At 72.6% G+C, this 19,354-nt stretch carries 18 protein-coding genes, 1 pseudogene and 1 riboswitch; of the genes and pseudogenes, 11 read left to right on the top strand and 8 right to left on the bottom strand.

The annotated features are described in order from the left end of the window. The first annotated feature begins 3 nt into the window (after positions 1-3). A complete protein-coding gene (locus ACWGH1_RS30220; protein WP_190187101.1) occupies positions 4-459 on the top strand; it encodes an Lrp/AsnC family transcriptional regulator in 456 nt (151 codons plus the stop codon). 42 nt (positions 460-501) lie between these two features. Here the strand turns inward: ACWGH1_RS30220 and ACWGH1_RS30215 are convergent, their stop codons facing one another. Next, complete coding sequence (locus tag ACWGH1_RS30215) at positions 502-792, bottom strand: WhiB family transcriptional regulator (protein WP_453356065.1); 291 nt, start codon at positions 790-792, stop codon at positions 502-504. 140 nt (positions 793-932) lie between these two features. Further along, positions 933-1,693: pseudogene (locus tag ACWGH1_RS30210) on the bottom strand (GNAT family N-acetyltransferase). A gap of 441 nt (positions 1,694-2,134) precedes the next feature. Here ACWGH1_RS30210 and ACWGH1_RS30205 point away from each other — a divergent pair. The 3 genes from ACWGH1_RS30205 to ACWGH1_RS30195 all read left to right on the top strand — a co-directional run bounded on the left by ACWGH1_RS30205 (position 2,135) and on the right by ACWGH1_RS30195 (position 5,313). Beyond that, on the top strand, positions 2,135-2,521 hold the full coding sequence (locus ACWGH1_RS30205) for a hypothetical protein (protein ID WP_453356940.1): 387 nt from the start codon (positions 2,135-2,137) through the stop codon (positions 2,519-2,521). A gap of 233 nt (positions 2,522-2,754) precedes the next feature. Continuing rightward, the gene (locus ACWGH1_RS30200) at positions 2,755-3,555 is read left to right on the top strand and encodes a carbon-nitrogen hydrolase family protein (protein ID WP_453356941.1); all 801 of its coding nucleotides are present in this window, start codon (positions 2,755-2,757) and stop codon (positions 3,553-3,555) included. A gap of 63 nt (positions 3,556-3,618) precedes the next feature. Then, on the top strand, positions 3,619-5,313 hold the full coding sequence (locus ACWGH1_RS30195; protein ID WP_453356942.1) for a flavin monoamine oxidase family protein: 1,695 nt from the start codon (positions 3,619-3,621) through the stop codon (positions 5,311-5,313). A gap of 109 nt (positions 5,314-5,422) precedes the next feature. On the opposite strand, the gene ACWGH1_RS30190 is transcribed toward ACWGH1_RS30195, so the two are convergent. From ACWGH1_RS30190 to ACWGH1_RS30165, 6 genes are all read right to left on the bottom strand, one after another. Beyond that, the gene (locus tag ACWGH1_RS30190) at positions 5,423-6,097 is read right to left on the bottom strand and encodes a DUF5995 family protein (RefSeq protein ID WP_453409182.1); all 675 of its coding nucleotides are present in this window, start codon (positions 6,095-6,097) and stop codon (positions 5,423-5,425) included. 75 nt (positions 6,098-6,172) lie between these two features. Next, a complete protein-coding gene (locus tag ACWGH1_RS30185; RefSeq protein ID WP_453355921.1) occupies positions 6,173-7,567 on the bottom strand; it encodes a uracil-xanthine permease family protein in 1,395 nt (464 codons plus the stop codon). A 79-nt stretch (positions 7,568-7,646) separates the two neighbouring features. Continuing rightward, entirely contained in the window at positions 7,647-8,864 is a 1,218-nt protein-coding gene (locus ACWGH1_RS30180) for an MFS transporter (protein WP_453355922.1), read from the bottom strand. A 234-nt stretch (positions 8,865-9,098) separates the two neighbouring features. Further along, on the bottom strand, positions 9,099-9,839 hold the full coding sequence (locus ACWGH1_RS30175) for an SDR family oxidoreductase (RefSeq protein ID WP_453355923.1): 741 nt from the start codon (positions 9,837-9,839) through the stop codon (positions 9,099-9,101). A 32-nt stretch (positions 9,840-9,871) separates the two neighbouring features. Beyond that, complete coding sequence (locus ACWGH1_RS30170) at positions 9,872-10,798, bottom strand: RNA polymerase sigma-70 factor (protein ID WP_453409181.1); 927 nt, start codon at positions 10,796-10,798, stop codon at positions 9,872-9,874. Between the two features lie 87 nt (positions 10,799-10,885). Next, complete coding sequence (locus ACWGH1_RS30165) at positions 10,886-13,255, bottom strand: chitinase C-terminal domain-containing protein (RefSeq protein WP_453409180.1); 2,370 nt, start codon at positions 13,253-13,255, stop codon at positions 10,886-10,888. 300 nt (positions 13,256-13,555) lie between these two features. After that, a riboswitch (FMN riboswitch) is annotated at positions 13,556-13,686 on the top strand. A gap of 217 nt (positions 13,687-13,903) precedes the next feature. Between ACWGH1_RS30165 and ribD the strand changes: the two genes are divergently transcribed. The 7 genes from ribD to hisG all read left to right on the top strand — a co-directional run bounded on the left by ribD (position 13,904) and on the right by hisG (position 19,316). Beyond that, complete coding sequence (gene ribD, locus ACWGH1_RS30160) at positions 13,904-14,968, top strand: bifunctional diaminohydroxyphosphoribosylaminopyrimidine deaminase/5-amino-6-(5-phosphoribosylamino)uracil reductase RibD (RefSeq protein WP_453355005.1); 1,065 nt, start codon at positions 13,904-13,906, stop codon at positions 14,966-14,968. After that, positions 14,969-15,592 carry a riboflavin synthase gene (locus ACWGH1_RS30155; RefSeq protein WP_453355003.1) on the top strand — a complete coding sequence of 208 codons (624 nt, stop codon included), beginning with the start codon at positions 14,969-14,971 and terminating at the stop codon, positions 15,590-15,592. It begins immediately after the preceding gene. After that, positions 15,589-16,242, top strand: coding sequence for a nicotinamide mononucleotide transporter family protein (locus tag ACWGH1_RS30150; RefSeq protein ID WP_453355002.1), 654 nt, complete (start codon positions 15,589-15,591; stop codon positions 16,240-16,242). The genes ACWGH1_RS30155 and ACWGH1_RS30150 overlap by 4 nt, the downstream gene beginning before the upstream one ends. After that, a complete protein-coding gene (locus ACWGH1_RS30145) occupies positions 16,239-17,540 on the top strand; it encodes a bifunctional 3,4-dihydroxy-2-butanone-4-phosphate synthase/GTP cyclohydrolase II (RefSeq protein WP_453355001.1) in 1,302 nt (433 codons plus the stop codon). Before ACWGH1_RS30150 ends, ACWGH1_RS30145 begins: the two co-directional genes overlap by 4 nt. A 58-nt stretch (positions 17,541-17,598) precedes the next feature. Beyond that, complete coding sequence (gene ribH / locus ACWGH1_RS30140; RefSeq protein ID WP_007262951.1) at positions 17,599-18,084, top strand: 6,7-dimethyl-8-ribityllumazine synthase; 486 nt, start codon at positions 17,599-17,601, stop codon at positions 18,082-18,084. Positions 18,085-18,119: 35 nt separating this feature from the next. After that, positions 18,120-18,401 carry a phosphoribosyl-ATP diphosphatase gene (locus ACWGH1_RS30135; RefSeq protein ID WP_267035926.1) on the top strand — a complete coding sequence of 94 codons (282 nt, stop codon included), beginning with the start codon at positions 18,120-18,122 and terminating at the stop codon, positions 18,399-18,401. A 66-nt stretch (positions 18,402-18,467) separates the two neighbouring features. Then, the gene (gene hisG, locus ACWGH1_RS30130; protein WP_453355000.1) at positions 18,468-19,316 is read left to right on the top strand and encodes an ATP phosphoribosyltransferase; all 849 of its coding nucleotides are present in this window, start codon (positions 18,468-18,470) and stop codon (positions 19,314-19,316) included. Positions 19,317-19,354 lie beyond the last annotated feature (38 nt).

The following is a 19,354-nucleotide window of genomic DNA, read 5'->3' as shown; positions in this document are numbered from 1 at the left end:
GCAGTGCGACTGAACGATCTCGACGAACGCATCGTGCACGCCCTCGCCGAGGACGCCCGCCGTTCCTACGCGGACATCGGCTCCGAGGTCGGGCTCTCCGCCCCCGCCGTGAAGCGGCGCGTGGACCGGCTGCGCTCGGAAGGGGCCATCACCGGCTTCACCGTCCGCGTGGACCCGGCCGCCATGGGCTGGGAGACCGAGGGCTTCATCGAGATCTACTGTCGCCACAACACCTCGCCGGACGACATCCGGCGGGGTCTGGAGCGGTATCCCGAGGTGGTGTCCGCGTCGACCGTCACCGGCGACGCGGACGCCCTCGTCCAGATCTTCGCCTCCGACATGCGCCACTTCGAGCGGGTCCTGGAGCGCATCGCGGGGGAGCCGTTCGTGGAGCGCACCAAGTCGGTCCTGGTCCTCTCCCCGCTGCTGCGCCGCTTCACCTCCGGCGCCCCGGCCTGAGCCCTTCGCGGGGACCGCTCGCCCGCGGGCCACCGGGTCCGCTCACACGTGCGCCGGGGTGCGCTCGTCCAGCAGGGCCCGGCGCTCCTCTTCCGTGAGGCCGCCCCACACCCCGAACGGCTCGCGGGCCGTCAGTGCGTGCTCCAGGCAGGCCGCGCGCACCGGGCACCCGGCGCAGACGCGCTTCGCCGCCTCGTCCCGGACCTCGCGGTCCTCGCCCCGCTCTCCGGCAGGGTGGAAGAACCGGCCGGAACCGAGGTCCCGACAGGCGGCACGGGACTGCCACTGCCAGTAGTGGTGGGCGGAACCCGGCAGGCGGGAGACGTCGGACATGGCGGTTCCTTTCCGTGGGAAGTCGTCGGTACCAGCGCGTGTGACCCTTCCCCGCGCACTGAAACCCCTTCCCGCGTACGGGAATCTCCGCCCTCCGGCGCACCGGGGCCCGCGCGACCACCGGGGCGGAACAGCGGGTGTTACGGCTTCCCCTCCCCACCGGCGCCCCCGTCCGGGGCCGTGCCCGGCCCGGCGGCGCCGGGGGTGCGCAGCCCGATGAACACCGGCTCGCGGCGCAGGGTGAACCCCATCGACCGGTACAGCCGGATCGCGCCGGTGTTCGCGGCGGCCGCGTGCAGGAAGGGGGCGTCCCCGCGCTCGCGGACGGCTGCGGCCACCGCGCGGACCAGCCGCCCGGCCAGGCCCTCGCCCCGGTGGCCGGGGTGGGTGCACACCGCGCTGATCTCCGACCAGCCGGGCGGCCGCATCCGCTCCCCGGCCATCGCGACCAGTCGGCCCTCGCGCCGGATCCCGAGGTACGTGCCCAGCTCCACGGTGCGCGTGGCGAACGGCCCCGGCTCCGTGAGGCGCACCAGCTCCAGCATCTCGGGCACGTCGGCCGTGCCCAGCCGCACCGCCTCCGGGTCGTCCTCGGCCCGCACCTCGCGGCCGTCCAGTTGTACGCCCGGTATGGAGCGCAGCGTCCGCCACCCGTCGGGCGGGGTCGGCAGGCCGGTCAGCCAGACCTCCTGCCCGGGACCGGCCAGGGACGCCAGGTCCGCCCAGGCCAGCGGGTCCGCCGGGTCGGCGAGGGCGCCGAAGGGTTTGCGTCCCGCAGGTAGCGGGCCGCACGGCCGGCCACTTCGGCGAACTCCCGGTGCGGGCCCGTGAGGGCGGCCCAGACCGGGTTGTCGAGGGGATGGGCGCCGGTGGCGGTGAGGGTGTCCGGGTCGGGGGACATGGAGTGCGGGGTCCTTGGGGTCGGAGGCGGAAGCATCGCGGCGCGTCCGCCTTCTTGACGGCCCTGCGGGACGCCACGACACTGCGGGGGACGGTCAGGATCGTCAGCGCCCGCACCGGGCGCTTTATGCCCGAGGACAGGATGGGATCGGTCGACATGCCCCGGACACCCGGCACGGAGGCCCAGCCCCTCCGCCGCTGCCGGCTGACCCGGCGCCTCTACATCGACCTCCTGCGGGTCTGCGGCGCGCAGCGCGCCTGACCCGGCGCCGCCCGGTCCCGCGGGCGCACCGCGCCCGCGCCCCGGCGGCCAGCCGGCGCCCCCGCCCCGCCCCGCCATCGCGGCGCACCCGCACGCCCGGTCGCCCATCCGTGCGCCCCTTGCCGTGCCCGTGTGCCCCTGTTTGTCCGCGTCACTCCGCCGCACCCACCCAGGAGAGCCATGCTCCAGATGGTCCTGCCCCGCACCGGCCCCGCCCCGACCCCGCGCGGTCGCATCGGCGCGGGCTTCTCGCCCGAGCCCCACCGTTACCACCTCTACCTCTCCGCCGGCTGTCCCCGCTCCCACAGCCTGACCACCGCCCTCTCCCTGCTCGGCCTCGCCGACTCCGTCGGCACCACCGTCCTCGGCCCGCCCGCCACCCACGCGGCGCTGCGCCGCGCCTACGAGGCCACCGGACACCACTACGACGGGACCCTGACCGTGCCAGCCCTGTGCGACACCTGGAGCGGCCGCGTCGTCAGCAACCACACCCCCGACATCCTCGAAGACCTCGCCCTCCTCGCGGGCCGCCCCGACCTCGCACCGTCCGGCGAAGGCCCCAGCTGACCCCCGGCACACGGACCGGTGCGGGCCCGCGCGTACCCTCGTACGTACGCCGTTCCCGCGCCCCCGCCTCCGCGAGGAGGGGCTCATCCAGCCCCCGCGCAACGAATCTCCGCACCGGCGCCGAAACACGCAACGAATCGATGCTCCGAGCGCAACGGAGACGTCTTGTCGTGGTCGAACGGGTGAACGTACCGTTTTGGGACACCCTCCCCACCCGTCACAGAGGTACGCCCATGCCCCCGCTGCGCACCGCTCTCCTCCAGAGCTCCGGAGTCCTCGGCCACCCCGCCGAGAACCTCAAGAGGCTCGACGAGGCCGCGGCGCGCGCCGCACAGGGCGGGGCCGGGCTCCTCGTGACCTCGGAGATGTTCCTGACCGGCTACGCGCTGGACCTCCAGGACATCCCCGGGCTCGCCGAACCGGCCGACGGCCCGTCCGCCGTCGCCATCGGCGAGATCGCCCGCCGCCACGGCGTCGCCGTCCTGTACGGCTACCCGGAGCGGGCGGGCGCGGCGGTCCACAACTCCGCACAGCTCATCGGCCCCGACGGCACGGCGCTGGCGAACTACCGCAAGACCCATCTCTTCGGCTGCTTCGAGCAGGACGCCTTCACCCCCGGCGACACCCCCGTCGTCCAGGCGGACCTGAACGGCCTCCGCGTCGGCCTCATGATCTGCTACGACGTGGAGTTCCCCGAGAACGTCCGGGCCCACGCGCTCGCCGGGACCGACCTCCTCCTGGTCCCGACCGCGCAGATGCACCCGTTCCAGTTCGTCGCCGAACAGCTGGTCCCGGTGCGGGCCTTCGAGAACCAGATGTACGTCGCGTACGTCAACCGGACCGGTCCCGAGGGCGAGTTCGAGTTCGTCGGACTCAGCTGCCTCGCGAGCCCCGACGGCGTCACCCGCACCCGGGCCGGCCGCGGCGAGGAACTGGTCCTCGGTGACGTCGACCCCGAGCTGCTGCGGGTCTCGCGCGAGACCAACCCGTACCTGCGCGACCGCCGCCCGGGGCTCTACGCCTCCCTCGTCTGAGCCCTCCCCTCCCCGCCCGATTCCCCCCGCCTGCCACAGTCCGTTCGCAAGGAGCCGTACCCCATGACGTCCACGGTGCCCACCGCCGTCCCGCACAGCGACGGACAGCCCCCGATCACCATGTTCGGTCCGGACTTCCCGTACGCGTACGACGACTTCCTCGCCCACCCGGCGGGGCTCGGCCAGGTACCGGCGACGGAGCACGGCACCGAGGTCGCCGTCATCGGCGGCGGGCTGTCCGGCATCATCTCCGCCTACGAGCTGATGAAGATGGGCCTCAAGCCCGTCGTCTACGAGGCCGACCAGATCGGCGGCCGGCTGCGGACCGTCGGCTTCGAAGGCCCGGGCACGGACGGTCTCACGGCGGAGATGGGCGCGATGCGCTTCCCGCCCTCCTCCACCGCCCTGCAGCACTACATCGACCTCGTCGGTCTGGTCACGGAGCCCTTCCCGAACCCGCTCGCCGAGGCCACCCCCTCGACGGTCGTCGACCTCAAGGGCGAGACCCACTACGCCGAGACCATCGCCGACCTCCCGCAGGTCTACCGGGACGTCGCCGCCGCGTGGAACGCCTGCCTGGAAGAGGGCGCGGACTTCTCCGACATGAACACCGCGATGCGCGAGCGGGACGTCCCGCGCATCCGCGAGATCTGGGCGAAGCTCGTCGAGAAGCTCGACAACCAGACCTTCTACGGCTTCCTCTGCGAGTCGCAGGCCTTCCAGTCCTTCCGCAAGCGCGAGATCTTCGGCCAGGTCGGTTTCGGTACCGGCGGCTGGGACACCGACTTCCCGAACTCCATCCTGGAGATCCTGCGCGTCGTCTACACCGAGGCGGACGACCACCACCGCGGCATCGTCGGCGGCTCGCAGCAGCTGCCGCTGCGGATGTGGGAGCGCGAGCCCGAGAAGATCGTCCACTGGGCGCAGGGCACCTCGCTGTCCTCCCTGCACGACGGCGCCCCGCGCCCGGCCGTGACCCGCCTGCACCGCACGGCCGGCAACCGCATCACCGTCACGGACGCCTCCGGCGACATCCGCACCTACCGGGCCGCCATCTTCACGGCCCAGTCGTGGATGCTGCTGTCGAAGATCGCGTGCGACGACACGCTCTTCCCGATCGACCACTGGACGGCGATCGAGCGGACCCACTACATGGAGTCCTCGAAGCTCTTCATCCCCGTGGACCGGCCGTTCTGGCTGGACAAGGACGAAGAGACCGGCCGCGACGTCATGTCGATGACGCTGACGGACCGGATGACCCGCGGCACCTACCTGCTGGACAACGGCCCCGACCAGCCGGCCGTCATCTGCCTGTCGTACACCTGGTGCGACGACAGCCTGAAGTGGCTGCCGCTGTCCGCGAACGAGCGGATGGAGGTCATGCTGAAGTCCCTCGGCGAGATCTACCCGAAGGTCGACATCCGGCGCCACATCATCGGCAACCCGGTGACGGTGTCCTGGGAGAACGAGCCCTACTTCATGGGCGCGTTCAAGGCGAACCTGCCGGGTCACTACCGCTACCAGCGCCGCCTGTTCACCCACTTCATGCAGGACAGCCTCCCCGAGGACAAGCGCGGCATCTTCCTCGCGGGCGACGACATCTCCTGGACGGCGGGCTGGGCGGAGGGTGCGGTCCAGACGGCGCTGAACGCGGTCTGGGGCGTGATGCACCACCTGGGCGGCTCCACCGACGCCACCAACCCCGGCCCGGGCGACGTCTACGACGAGATCGCCCCGGTCGAACTCCCCGAGGACTGACCGTCCCCGGACCCCCCCGATCACGGGCCGCCCCCGCGCTTCCCCAGCGCGGCGGCGGCCCGTCCTCATGCCGGGCCCGTCCTCGTAGCGGGCCCGTCCTCGTGCCCGCTCAGGACGCGAAGGCCCGGACCGGGCGGGGTTCCAGGGGCGTCGGGGTCAGCAGGCAGCGGCCGACCAGGCCGACGCTCGCGTCGAGGGATTCGCGGAACTCCTCGGCGAGTTCCGGGGTGCGGCGCAGCGTCCACAGCAGGCGGGCCGCCGCCCAGGCGCCCGCGCGGGCGCGGTCCAGACTCCAGGAGCCGAGCAGGTGCGTCAGCGGGTCGGCGACCTCCAGCAGGTCGGGACCGGGCATCAGGTCCTCGCGGATGCGTTCCTCCAGGGAGACCAGGACGTCCCCGACCCGGTCGAAGTCCCCTTCCAGTGCGACCGGTTCGCACCCCAGGTGGCGGCAGCTGGCGACCACCGCCAGTGCCAGGTCGTGGCCGATGTGCGCGTTGATCCCGGCCAGCGCGTGCTGGAGCGGGCGCACGCCGGGGTGGCGGCGGTACTGGAGCAGGGGCCGCCAGCAGGCGGGGGCCCGGTCCGCTTCCACCGCCGCCAGGTAGCGCTCGGCGAAGCGGACCGTCAGGGCCTGGGCCCGGCGCGGCGCGGGGAAGTCCCCGTCCCGGACCCGCCGCTGGAGCGTCTCCGTCACCGTCAGGTAGACCCGGTTGAAGACGGCGACGCCGTCCTGCGCGGGCAGCCGCTCGTCCAGGGCGCGCATCCGCGCGAGCACCGCTTCCATGGGGGCAGCGTCGCAGCCGGGACCGCCCGATCGGGGAACTTGGCCGCGCGCTTCCCCGGTTCGGGCGAAACTCCGTCAACCGCGCGTGTCCCGGGGGGCCTGGTCGTCGTAGGCGGAGGTGCCCGCGTCGAGCAGCGGCCGCTGCTCCTTGAGGTGCGCGGGGGCGAAGTACCGCAGCGCGTGGTAGCCGCCGGCCACCACGATCGTGCCGAGGGCGATGCCGCCCAGTTCGAACGAGCCGGTGATCTGCAGCTTGACGCCGCCGACGCCGATGATGATGCCGGCCGCGGCCGGCACCAGGTTCAGCGGATTGCGCAGGTCCACCCCGGCGTTCAGCCAGATCTGCGCACCGAGCAGGCCGATCATCCCGTACAGGATCACGGTGATGCCGCCGAGCACCCCGCCGGGGATCGCGGCGACGACCGCCCCGAACTTCGGGCACAGGCCGAACAGCAGGGCGAAGCCCGCCGCCGCCCAGTACGCGGCCGTCGAGTAGACGCGGGTGGCCGCCATGACGCCGATGTTCTCGGAGTAGGTGGTGTTGGGCGGCCCGCCGAGCGCGGTGGACAGCATGGAGGCCGCGCCGTCGGCCGCGATGGCGGTGCCGAGCTTGTCGTCGAGCGGGTCGCCGGTCATCTCGCCGACGGCCTTGATGTGTCCGGCGTTCTCCGCGATCAGGGCGATGACGACCGGCAGCGCGACGAGGATCGCCGACCACTCGAAGGCCGGCGCGTGGAAGGAAGGCAGTCCGATCCAGTCCGCCTTCGAGACCGCGGAGAGGTCGAGCCGCCAGTGGTCGACCGCGGGTCCGCCGCCCACCGTCGAGTGGATCTCGCCGAAGACGAGGTCGAAGATCCAGGAGATCGCGTACCCGAAGACCAGGCCGAGGAAGATCGCGATCCGGGACCAGAACCCGGGCAGGCACACCACGGCCAGTCCGGTGAAGACCATCACCAGCAACGCCGTCCACTGGTCCTGCGGCCAGTACGTCGAGGCCGTCACCGGAGCCAGGTTGAAGCCGATCAGCATCACCACGGCGCCCGTGACCACCGGCGGCATCACCGCGTGGATCACCCGCGCCCCGAACCGCTGTACGGCCAGCCCCGCGAGGAACAGCGCCACGCCGACCACGAACACGGCGCCGGTGACCACCGCGCTGTCCCCGCCGGCCGCCCGGATCGCCGCGGCGACACCCACGAACGAGAGGGAGCAGCCCAGGTACGAGGGCACCCGGCCGCGCGTCGCCAGCAGGAAGAGGACGGTCGCGACGCCCGACATCATGATGGCGAGGTTCGGGTCCAGGCCCATCAGGACCGGTGCGACGAAACTCGCGCCGAACATCGCCACCACGTGCTGGGCGCCGAGCCCGACGGTACGCGGCCAAGACAGCCGCTCGTCCGGCCGGACCACCGCGCCGGGGGCGGGTGTCCGCCCGTCCCCGTGCAGGGTCCAGCCCACGCCGAAGCCCATGTCCACCACTTCCGTTCCGCCGACCGGTCACCGATATTGGCTGCACGCGGTCAAACGCGCGCGCGGGCCAGCGGACATCCTACGGCCGGATAGCTGCCGGTTCGTCCCGATTGACCGGGCCGCCCCACTCGCCCCCCGGCCGGCGCCGCAGCACCGCCGCCCCAGCGACCAGGGCGAACGACAGGAGCGTGACCAACCCGAACGACACCACCAGCGAGCTCGCGTCCGCCACCGCCCCGATCGCCGACGGGGCGATCAGGCCCGAGGTGTAGGTGATCGTGGCCACCCCCGCGATGGCCTGCGCCGGAGCGGGCCCGCTGCGCGCCGCTGCCGCGAAGGCCAGCGGCACGACCACCGCGATGCCCAGCCCGATCAGGCCGAACCCCGCCAGGGCGCCCGCCGGATGCCGGACCGTGACCACCGACAGGCCGCCCGCGGTGGCCAGTAGGCCGCCCGCCCGCACGGTGGCGACCGGGCCGAACCGGTCGACCACCCGGTCCCCGGCGAGCCGCGCCACCGCCATGGTCAGGGCGAACGCCGTGGTGCAGGCGGCCGCGAGTCCCGCGTCCGAGTGCAGTACGTCCCGCAGGTAGACGGCGGACCAGTCCAGGCCCGCGCCCTCGGCGAAGACGGCGCAGAACCCCACCGCGCCGATGAGCAGCGCCGACTTGGGCGGCAGCGTGAAGTGCGGCGGCGCCGCAGCCTCCGCGTCGCCGCGCGGATCCAGGACTCCCCGTACGGCGACCAGCCCGGCCGCCGTCAGGGCGAGCGCGGCGACCAGGTGGTGCAGCCGGGCATCGGTACCGGCGTGCGCGGCGACCGTACCGGCGGCCGAGCCGAGCAGCGCCCCCACGCTCCACATGCCGTGCAGCGAGGACATGACCGAGCGGCCGAGCCGGTTCTCGGTCTCCACGCCGAGCGCGTTCATCGCCACGTCGGCCATGCCGGAGGTGGCTCCGTACACGAACAGGGCGCAGCAGAGGGCGGCCAGGCCGGGGGCGAGGCTCGGCAGGACGAGGGACAGGGTCCACAGGGCCAGCAGGCCGCGCAGTGCGGTCCGGGCCCCGAACCGGTGGTTGATCCGCCCGGCGAGCGGCATCGCGAGGGCGGCGCCGAGGGCGGGGAAGGCCAGCGCCAGGCCCAACGTGCCCGCGCTGAGCCCGGCGTTGTCCTGGATCCAGGGGATCCGGGTGGCGAACGAGCCGGTGACCGCGCCGTGGGCGCAGAAGACGGCGGCTATCGCGATCCGGGCGCGCCGCAGGCGCGCGGGGGTGAGTTCGGAGTCCCCGGTCGTCATGCCGCCAACCTACCGGGCGCCCGCCTCCAGCCCCTCCGGCGCCCGCCTCCAGCCCCCGCTGCGACCCTCCGGCTCCCTCGCCGACCACCGGGAACACCTCCGGCCCGTCGGCGTTTGAGGCGTGGGGGTCCCTGCGGACGGAGTCTGGGGGAGGGTGCGGGGCGGAGCCCCTCGAAGCCCGGCGCAGCCGGGGCCGCTCGCGCAGCCGGACCGCCGCGGGACGGCCCCGCCCCGTCAGCCCGCGCTGCGCAGGAACTCCGCGAAGCTCTGGCGACCCACCGCCCGCCCCGGCGCCAGCTGGCCGCCCCGGCGGAACGCCGCGTACGCCTTGCCCGCCAGCGGCACCGACACCACCCGTCGCCCACCGCGTCCCGTCGCCGCCAGCCGGGCGCGGACCAGCCCCGCCAGCGTGCGGGTCTCCGGCCCGCCCATGTCCGGGACCCGCCCCGCCGCCACCGGAACCGCCAGCTCCGCGAGCCGGTCCGCGACCTCGCCGACCGCGATCGGCTGCACCCTCACCCCCTTCGGCACCGGCACCACCGGCAGTCTCCCCAGGGCGTCCGCCAGCTGCGCCACGAGGTCGTGGAACTGGGTCGTCCGCAGGATCGTGACCCCCAGCCCCGACTCCTCCAGCAGCCGCTCGACCTCGTGCTTCGTCACGTAGTAGCCGAACGGCACCACGTCCACCCCGACGATCGAGATGTAGACGATGTTGGTGACGGTCCGGGCCCGCCGGGCCGCCTCGATCAGGTGCGCGGCCGCCACGTCGTCCCCGCCCCGCGGCGAGCTCGCGCAGTGCACGACGACCTCCGCGCCCGCCAGCGCCGCGTCCAGCCCGCTGCCGTCGCGCAGGTCGACGGGGTACTCCTGCGCGTGCCGGCTCAGGACGCGGACCTCGTGACCCGCCTCCCGCAGCCGGGTGACGACGAGCGAGCCGAGGGTGCCGGTGCCTCCGGTGACCAGGATCGTGCTCATGGTGGTGTTCGTCCTTTCCGGAAAGGGTGCGTTCACCAGCCGGGACCGGACAGCCTCCCCGGACGTGACAGCTGCCGCAGCAGGAACTCCAGCTTCTCCGGGTTGACGACCACCCGCATCCCGCTGACCAGCGGGTTCCCGCCGTCCGGCGCGTCCTCGAATTCGACGGTCAGCACCGCCACCTCGCCGAACACCAGGGCCGGCATCCCGTTGACCTCCGCGGGGGCGACGGGCAGGCCGGCCGTGAACTTCCCCAGCGCCCCGAGCAGGAGCCGGGCCACCTTGTTGCGGCCGACGACCGGCCGCCGGGCCGCGTTGACCACCCCGCCGCCGTCCGCCACGTAGCGCGCGTCGGCGCTGAGCAGGCTCTCCAGCCGTGCCACGTCCCCGTCGCGCGCCGCCGCCATGAAGGTGTCCACCAGGCCCTGCCACCGCTGCGGATCCGCCTGGAAGCGCGGCCGCGGCGCCGCCACCCGCTGGGCCGCACGCCGGTACAGCTGACGGCAGTTGGCCTCGCTGAGGTCGAGCAGTCCGGCGATCTCCCGGTGCCCGTACGCGAAGGCCTCGCGCAGCACGTACACCGCCCGCTCCACCGGGGTGAGCTGCTCCAGCAGCACCAGCAGGGCCATGGAGACGCTGTCGCGCCGCTCCGCAGAGTCCAGCGGACCCAGCGTGCCGTCCGAGGTGAGCACCGGCTCCGGGAGCCAGGGTCCGACGTACTCCTCGCGCCGGGCCCGGGCCGAGGTCAGGCGGGTCAGGCACAGCCGGGTCACGGTCTTCGCGAGCCACGCGCCGGGGTGCTCGACGTCGCCCCGGTCGCCCGCGCTCCAGCGCAGGTACGCGTCCTGGACGGTGTCCTCGGCCTCGTGCGCGGAGCCCAGCATCCGGTAGGCGATGCCGAACATCCGTCCCCGGTGTTCCTCGAAATCCGCCGCGGAGGCGGTTGCGGGTGCGTTCACCGGAGCAGCGTACGTGGCAGGACCCGGTGGCCGCCGGGCCACCGGGTCCTGCCGTCGGCGGGAGTCACCCGCCCTCACCCGTGGGTGTCAGCAGGCGCCCAGGTCCTTCCAGACGCCCCAGTCGCCCGTGGTGCCGGGCTCCTCGTTCTGGGTCCACCACTGCGCCTTCCAGGTGTGGCCCTTGTGGGAGACGGCCGTCCCGCCGGTGTACACCTGTCCGGCGACGTACGCCGGGGCGGTGCAGGTTCCTCCTGTGGGAGGCGTCGTGGGCGGGGTCGTCGGGGGCGTGGTCGGCGGCGGCGTGGTGGGCGGCGTGGTCGGCGGCGGGGTGCTCGCCCCGCCCGGCTCGACCACCGTCGCGCCGCGCGCCAGATCACCGGCGATGCCGTACGTCCTGCCGCCGAAGGTCACCGTCCAGTTGGAGGGGGTGGAGGTCGGCAGGTAGTAGACGAAGTCCAGTTCCGCCGAGGCGCCGGGGGCCAGCGACTGCCAGGCCGGCAGCTTGAGCGAGACCCGGTTGTAGTCGCCCTTCAGCCCGCCCGCGTTGCTGCCGGTGTGGTCGCTGCGGATGACGGTGGTGCCCCAGCCGGACTGGTCCTTGGCGTTGTCCGGCGCCGAGGAGGAGTAGTCGAACTGGAACTCCGTGCCGCCCGGCAGGGTCGCCGCCGTATTGTTGGTGATCTTGAGCTTGGGGCTGATCGGGTAGTTGGAGTCACCCAGCGGGAACTGGGTGAAGTCCACGTCCACCTTGACCGCTTCGGCCGGCATGGGGATCGTCGCGCGCTTCGCGCCGTAGGGCGCCGCCGACCTGAACTTCTCGTACATCGTCGTGGTGAGGGTGTCACCCGTCTCGTACTGGCCCTTGGCGGCGTTGTAGCCGTAGTCGCCCGCCAGTTCCCAGACCATCGTGCCGCCGATGCCCTTGTTCACCACGTAGTCGGCCTTGGCGGCGACGGACTGCTCGTCCTCCGTCGACAGGAACACCTTCTTCTGGTCGTTCCACAGCCACGGCGCCACCAGGGTGGAGTCGTACTTGCGGACGTAGGTGCCGGTCAGCGTGGTGTTCGCCGGGAAGCCGTACTTCGCGACGTAGTCGCCGACGACACCCTTCTCCAGGTTCTTGGCGTGCCACATCGGGTTGGACCCGGCCGGGGACTCCTTCCCCGCCGTGTCCAGGTCGTGCCACAGGTTGTCGATGCCGACCGCGCCGTCACCGCACTTGGTCAGCCCCGCACCGGCCGGACAGCTGGTGGCCGGGGCCTTGCCCCACAGGCCGTCGGTGCCGCCCTGGACGTTCTTGAAGCCGCGGGTGTAGTACGGCAGGCCCATGTTGATGCGGCCCGCGGGCATCGAGCCGCGGAAGTAGTGGTAGGCCCAGTCGGAGTTGAGGTAGCCGATCCCGCCGTACTGGGAGGTGGAGTAGACGCCCGCGGCGGCCAGTTCGCCGTCCTTGCCGTCGTCGAAGAGCGAGGCGTTGGGGCCGACGTACTCGTTCCAGGCGCCGTGCAGGTCGTAGGACATGATGTTGACGTAGTCCAGGTACTTCTGCATCTGGAACGTCTCCATGCCCCGCAGCAGGTAGCCGGAGGACGGCGCGGCGACCGAGAGCAGGTAGTGCTTGCCGTCGGCGGCGCCCGCGCGGTCGAGCCGCTCGCGCAGCGACTTCATCAGCGCGGCGTAGCCCTTGACCAGCCCGGCCCGGCGGGCGTTGGAGAGCTGCCAGTCCAGCGGGTTGCCCGCGTCCTTCATCGTCGTGGGGTACTCGTAGTCGATGTCGACGCCGTTGAAGCCGTACTTGCGGATGAAGGCGACGGAGGAGTCGGCGAAGGTGTCGATGCCCGCCTGGTTGACGGAGCCGTCGGCGTTGGTCGCCATCGAGTAGAAGCCGCCGGAGGCGACCCGGTTGCCGTCGTCGCCGAAGTAGCCGCCGGTCTCCGCCCAGCCGCCCACCGAGATCAGCGTTTTGACGTCGGGGTACTGCTTCTTGAATTTGTTCAGCAGGTTGAAGTGGCCCTTGTAGGGCAGGGCCGGGTCCATCTCGGCGCCCGCGACGCCGGGCCAGGTCATCCCGGTGGCGGCGTTGGCCGCGTTGTCCGCGCCGACCGAGATCTTGTTGTCGGAGCCGACGTGGGCGAAGGCGTAGTTCAGGTGGGTGACCTTGGACCACGGGACGTTGTTGGCGAGGTAGGCGGGGGTGCCGTCCTTGCCGGTGCGCCAGCCCGTGAAGTAGCCGATGACGCGCCGCTGGTGGTCGGCGCCCATCTTCTCGCGGCCTGCGGAGTCGTAGACCGAGCAGTACGGGACGTCGACACCCGGCGTCGTGTACAGCCCGTCGGGTCGGCAGCCGGGGTTGTCGGCGGCCTGGGAGACGCCCGGGGAGAGCCCTGCGACCAGCAGTCCGGCGATGGCCGCGCCGGATGCCAGGAGCATCGCTCTCGTACGTGTGGGGGACGGCATGGTGCCTCCTGGGGAGGGGAGGGTGGCAGGACTCGGCATGGGGCAACGTGCGGACGAACGGCGCTGGTTGGCCCGCGGCGTGCGCACGCCGACGGACCGCCTCCCGGGGAAGATGAAGGGAACGTTAAGAGGACTAGACCACCCCGTCAATAGGTCTGGACCAAAGCGCGTACGCCGTCCGGCCCGCGCTGCGGGTGGCGCGATAGTCCCGCTCGAGAACGGCCGGTTTGTGATCCAGGCCACAGCGCCTCGCCCACATGGCCGCAGATCGGCCGTGGCACACTGGCCTAGTACCAGTAGCAGCGCACTCCGGGGTCGGTGTAATTCCGAACCGGCGGTTATAGTCCGCGACCCGTCCGCAGCCAGCGGCCGGTTGACCAGGTGAAATTCCTGGACCGACGGTTAAAGTCCGGATGGGAGGCAGTGCGCGGCGGGCCAGTGACCGGTACGCCGCCGTCGGCGGTCCACAGGGCGTATCCCACGGGATACCACCGAAGGGACCCGCTTTTTCCGGCCTCGGTGTCCCCGCGTCCGCGTCCCGCTTCATCTGTCGTATCCCGACAGCCCCGGAGTCCGTGCCCGATGAGGCAGGAGGACCCGGTGGCGACAGACGCCGCGCAGACCGCACCCGAGACGGGTGCCGCCGCCATGCGCCGGGCGATCGCGCTCGCGGCCCGCGGACTCGGCTCCACCAGCCCCAACCCCGTCGTCGGCTGTGTCATCACGGACGCCGCCGGAACGGTCGTCGGCGAAGGCTGGCACCAGCGGGCCGGCGGCCCGCACGCCGAGGTCCACGCCCTGCGCGCCGCGGGCCCCGCCGCCCGCGGCGGGGTCGCCTACGTCACCCTCGAACCCTGCAACCACACCGGGCGCACCGGCCCCTGCGCGCAGGCCCTCCTCGACGCGGGCATCACCCGCGTCGTCTACGCCGTCCCCGACCCGAACCCGCAGGCCAGCGGCGGCGCCGCCACCCTGCGCGCGGCCGGGGTCGAGACCGAGGGCGGGTTCCTGCGGGCCGAGGCCGAGGCGGGCAACGCCGCCTGGCTGACCTCCGTACGCCTGGGCCGCCCCCACGTCACCTGGAAGTACGCCGCCACCCTCGACGGCCGCAGCGCCGCCGCGGACGGCAGCAGCCGCTGGATCACCGGCCCGGAGTCCCGCGCCGACGTCCACCGGCTGCGCGCCGAGGCCGACGCCGTCCTCGTCGGCGGCGGCACCCTGCGCGCCGACGACCCGCACCTCGCCGTACGCGGCATCGACGGGGCCACCCAGCCCCTGCGCGTCGCCCTCGACACGCACGCCACCCTGCTGCCCGGCGCCCGCATCCTCGACGACGCGGCCCCGACGCTGCTCGTCGTCGGGCAGGACGCCGACACCCGGCACCTGCCCGGCGTCGACCTGCTCCGGCTGCCCCTGCACGACGGCCGCATCCCCGTTGCCGCACTGCTCAGCGCCCTGTACGCCCGCGGCGTGCGCTCCGTGTTCCTCGAAGGCGGTCCCACCCTGGCGGGCGCCTTCCTCGAAGCGGCGGCCGTCGACCGCGTCGTCGGCTACCTCGCCCCGGCCCTGCTCGGCGCCGGCCCCGCGGCCCTGGCCGACGCCGGCATCACCACCATCGCCCGCGCGGTGCGCCTCGACATCACCGAGGCCGTCCGCGTCGGCACCGACCTGCGCATCACCGCCGTCCCCACCACCGCCCCCAAGGAGCACTGAGTGTTCACCGGAATCGTCGAAGAACTGGGCGAGGTCACCGCCGTCGAGCAGCTCGCCGAAGCCTCGCGCTTCCGCCTGCGCGGCCCCCTCGTCACCGAGGGCGCCAAGCACGGCGACTCCATCGCCGTCAACGGCGTCTGCCTGACCGTCGTGGAGACCGGGGACGGCGAGTTCACCGCCGACGTCATGCAGGAGACCCTGAACCGCTCCAGCCTCGGCGCACTGGCCGAGGGCTCACGGGTCAACCTGGAGCGCCCGATGGCGCTCGGCGGCCGCCTCGGCGGCCACTTGGTCCAGGGACACGTCGACGGCACCGGCCGGATCCTCTCCCGCACCCCCTCCGAGCACTGGGAGCTCGTCAAGGTCGCCCTCCCCGCGAACCTGTCCCGCTACGTCGTGGAGAAGGGCTCCATCACCGTCGACGGCGTCAGCCTCACCGTGGTGGACGCCGCCGCCGACTGGTTCACCGTCAGCCTCATCCCGACCACCCTCGCCCTGACCACGCTCGGCCTCAAACTGCCCGGTGACCCGGTCAACCTGGAGGTCGACGTCCTCGCCAAGTACGTGGAGCGGCTGCTGGCCGCCGGAGTGGACCCGCTGCGCACCGAAGGAGACGCCCAGTGAGCGCCCTGACCTGGCTCAACGCCGAGGCCTTCGAGGTCGTCGGTCAGAAGGTCATCTGGTCCGACATGATCGGCAACCTGATGGGCCTCGCCGCCCTCGCGCTCGGCTGGCGCCGCTCCATCTGGACCTGGCCCGCCCAGCTCCTGTCCGGCCTCATCCTGATCGCCGCCTACGCCTCCGCCCACCTCTCCGGCGGCGTCGGCAAGCAGCTCCTGGTCATCGGCGTCGCCGTATGGGGCTGGCGCGCCTGGCAGCGCGGCAGGCAGCAGGCCCAGGACGGTTCCATCGCCGTCCGCACCGCGAGCCGGCGCGAGCGCAGCCTGCTCCTGGCCGGGGCGGCCCTCGGCACCCTCGCCGTGGGGGGCCTCTTCAGCCTCTTCCCGAACCTGTCGTGGAGCCCGTGGGCCGACGCGTACATCTTCGTCGGCACCATCGTGGCGATGGTCGCCCAGGCCCGCGGTCTGGTCGAGTTCTGGTTCGCCTGGCTCCTCGTCGACCTCGTCGGCGTACCGCTCGCCTTCACCAACGGCCTGGCCTTCTCCGGCCTCGTCTACGTCGTCTACTTCGCGCTCGTCCTGTGGGGCGCGTACGACTGGTACCAGCGCTCGCGCACCACCACCGCCCCGGCCCTCGAAGGAGCAACGGCATGACCCCCCTCAAGCCCGTGCCGGACATGCCCGAAGACGCCGCCGCGGACACCTTCCGCCTCGACCCCGTCGAGCAGGCCGTCCGGGACATCGCGGCAGGCCGCCCGGTCGTCGTCGTCGACGACGAGGACCGCGAGAACGAGGGAGACCTCGTCATCGCCGCCGAGAAGGCCACCCCCGAGATCATCGCGTTCATGATGAGCGAGTGCCGCGGCCTGATCTGCGCCCCCATGGAGGGGGCCGAGCTGGACCGGCTCGAACTGCCCCAGATGGTCCAGCACAACACCGAGTCGATGAAGACGGCCTTCACCGTTTCCGTCGACGCGAGCGCCGCGCACGGGGTCAGCACCGGCATCTCCGCCGCCGACCGTGCCACCACCCTGCGGCTGCTGGCCACCGGAACCTGCGAGCCCGCGGACTTCGTCCGACCCGGCCACATCTTCCCGCTGCGCGCCAAGCCCGGCGGCGTCCTGGTCCGCAACGGCCACACCGAGGCCGCCGTCGACCTCGCCCGCCTCGCGGGCCTGCGCCCGGCCGGCGCCATCGTGGAGATCGCCGGCGAGGACGGCGTCATGCTGCGGCTGCCCGAGCTGATCCCCTTCGCCCGCAAGCACGGCCTGACGATCATCTCCATAGAGGATCTGATCGCCTACCGCCGCTCCGCCGAGCCGACCGTGCGCCGCGAGGCCGAGGTCAACCTGCCGACCGCCTTCGGCGCGTTCACCGCGTACGGCTACCGCTCCACCGTCGACGGAGTCGAGCACGTCGCCCTCGTCCACGGCGAGGTCGGCGACGGCAACGACATCCTGGTCCGGATGCACTCCGAGTGCCTGACCGGTGACATCTTCCAGTCCCAGCGCTGCGACTGCGGCCCGCAGCTGCACGCCTCCATGGCCCGCATCCAGGCCGAGGGCCGCGGCGTGGTGGTCTACCTGCGCGGCCACGAGGGCCGCGGCATCGGACTGCTGTCCAAGCTGCGCGCGTACGAACTCCAGGAGCGCGGCCGCGACACCCTCGACGCCAACCTGGAGCTCGGTCTGCCCGCCGACGCCCGCGACTACGGGGCCGGCGCGCAGATCCTCGCCGACCTCGGCGTGCACAGCGTGCGGCTGCTCACCAACAACCCCGACAAGGCGGACGCCCTCGTCGGCCACGGCATCGCCGTCGCCGGCCGGGAGGCGATGCCGATCGAGGCGGGCGAGCACAACCTGCGCTACCTGCGCACCAAGCGCGACCGGATGGGCCACGACCTGCCCTGGCTGGAGGGGCCCGTGACCACCTCCGCCTGCGGCAACCAGTAATCCCCGCACCACCCCCACCCACCACCGAACGTCTACACGAACCACGAGGAGCAGAGCTGTGAGCGGCAAGGGCGCACCCGAACTGAGCGTGAAGAACTGCGGCGACCTGCGGGTCGCCGTGATCGCGGCCCAGTGGCACGAGAAGGTCATGGACGGGCTGGTCGACGGCGCCCTGCGGGCCCTGCACGAGCTGGGCATCGACGAGCCCACCCTGCTGCGCGTCCCCGGCAGCTTCGAGCTGCCGGTCGTGGCGAAGGTACTGGCCGGTCGCGGCTACGATGCCATCGTCGCCCTCGGCGTGGTCATCCGCGGCGGCACCCCGCACTTCGACTACGTCTGCCAGGGCGTCACCCAAGGCCTGGTGCAGGTGTCGATCGACACCGGAGTCCCCGTCGGCTTCGGCGTCCTGACCTGCGACAACGACGAGCAGGCGCTGGACCGCGCCGGGCTCGAGGGGTCCAACGAGGACAAGGGGCACGAAGCGGTCACCGCCGCCGTCTCCACCGCCATGACCCTGCGGACCGTCAGCGAACCCTGGCGCTGAGTGGCAGCGGGGGACCCCTTATTCTGAGGACCATCATGGCGAACAAACCCACCAAGAGCTTCGAAGAACTCTTCACCGAGCTCCAGCTCAAGGCCGCCAACGGCGACCCCAGCTCCTCCCGCACCGCCGAGCTCGTCGGCAAGGGCGTCCATGCCATCGGCAAGAAGGTCGTCGAGGAGGCCGCCGAGGTCTGGATGGCCGCCGAGTACGAGGGCAAGGAAGCCGCCGCCGAAGAGATCTCCCAGCTGCTCTACCACGTCCAGGTGATGATGGTCGCGCGCGGGATCTCCCTCGAGGACGTCTACGCGCACCTTTAGGGGGAGCTCTTCCCGCGGGTCCCCCGCCCGCACACTCTTTCGCACCTACGCACCCAAGGAAGCCCCATGCTGCGCATCGCCGTCCCCAACAAGGGTTCACTCTCCGGACCGGCGTCGGCGATGCTCCATGAGGCCGGCTACCGGATGCGCAAGGAGTCCAAGGAGCTGGTGGTCGTCGACCCCGAGAACGAGGTCGAGTTCTTCTACCTCCGCCCCAAGGACATCGCGATCTACGTGTCCTCCGGCAAGCTCGACATCGGCATCACCGGCCGGGACCTGCTGCTCGACTCCGGCGCCAGCGCCGAGGAGATCCTGCCGCTGAACTTCGGCCGGTCCACCTTCCGCTACGCCACCCTGCCCGGCACCGCGAAGGGCCCCGAGGACTTCACCGGGATGACGATCGCCACCTCGTACGAGGGAATCGTCGCCAAGCACCTCGCCGAGAAGGGCATCGACGCCTCCGTCGTCCACCTCGACGGCGCGGTCGAGACCGCCATCCAGCTCGGCGTCGCCCAGATCATCGCGGACGTCGTGGAGACCGGCACCAGCCTGCGCAACGCCGGCCTGGAGGTCATCGGCGAGCCGATCCTCACCTCCGAGGCCGTGGTCATCCGCGGCAACGGCACCGACCCGGACAACCCGCAGGCCCAGCAGTTCCTGCGCCGCCTCCAGGGCGTCCTGGTGGCCCGCAGCTACGTGATGATGGACTACGACTGCCGCGCCGAGCACCTGGAGCGCGCGGTCGCCCTCACCCCCGGCCTGGAGTCGCCGACCGTCTCCCCGCTGCACAACGAGGGCTGGGTCGCGGTCCGCGCCATGGTGCCCGCCAAGGAAGCCCAGCGGATCATGGACGACCTGTACGAGCTCGGCGCGCGCGCGATCCTCACCACCTCGATCCACGCCTGCCGTCTCTGACCCCCGCCACGTCCAGCACCTCGCAGAACCGAGCGCAC

This window comes from Streptomyces sp. NPDC054883, from assembly GCF_053610645.1.
This window is presented reverse-complemented; position numbering and strand designations above follow the sequence as displayed.

Coding starts and splice junctions, on each gene's coding strand:
- ACWGH1_RS30215 (WP_453356065.1), bottom strand. CDS start 792: ATGTCCGACGTCTCCCGCCTGCCGGGTTCCGCCCACCACTACTGGCAG.
- ACWGH1_RS30205 (WP_453356940.1), top strand. CDS start 2,135: ATGCTCCAGATGGTCCTGCCCCGCACCGGCCCCGCCCCGACCCCGCGC.
- ACWGH1_RS30200 (WP_453356941.1), top strand. CDS start 2,755: ATGCCCCCGCTGCGCACCGCTCTCCTCCAGAGCTCCGGAGTCCTCGGC.
- ACWGH1_RS30195 (WP_453356942.1), top strand. CDS start 3,619: ATGACGTCCACGGTGCCCACCGCCGTCCCGCACAGCGACGGACAGCCC.
- ACWGH1_RS30190 (WP_453409182.1), bottom strand. CDS start 6,097: ATGGAAGCGGTGCTCGCGCGGATGCGCGCCCTGGACGAGCGGCTGCCC.
- ACWGH1_RS30185 (WP_453355921.1), bottom strand. CDS start 7,567: ATGGGCTTCGGCGTGGGCTGGACCCTGCACGGGGACGGGCGGACACCC.
- ACWGH1_RS30180 (WP_453355922.1), bottom strand. CDS start 8,864: ATGACGACCGGGGACTCCGAACTCACCCCCGCGCGCCTGCGGCGCGCC.
- ACWGH1_RS30175 (WP_453355923.1), bottom strand. CDS start 9,839: ATGAGCACGATCCTGGTCACCGGAGGCACCGGCACCCTCGGCTCGCTC.
- ACWGH1_RS30165 (WP_453409180.1), bottom strand. CDS start 13,255: ATGCCGTCCCCCACACGTACGAGAGCGATGCTCCTGGCATCCGGCGCG.
- ribD (WP_453355005.1), top strand. CDS start 13,904: ATGCGCCGGGCGATCGCGCTCGCGGCCCGCGGACTCGGCTCCACCAGC.
- ACWGH1_RS30145 (WP_453355001.1), top strand. CDS start 16,239: ATGACCCCCCTCAAGCCCGTGCCGGACATGCCCGAAGACGCCGCCGCG.
- ACWGH1_RS30135 (WP_267035926.1), top strand. CDS start 18,120: ATGGCGAACAAACCCACCAAGAGCTTCGAAGAACTCTTCACCGAGCTC.
- hisG (WP_453355000.1), top strand. CDS start 18,468: ATGCTGCGCATCGCCGTCCCCAACAAGGGTTCACTCTCCGGACCGGCG.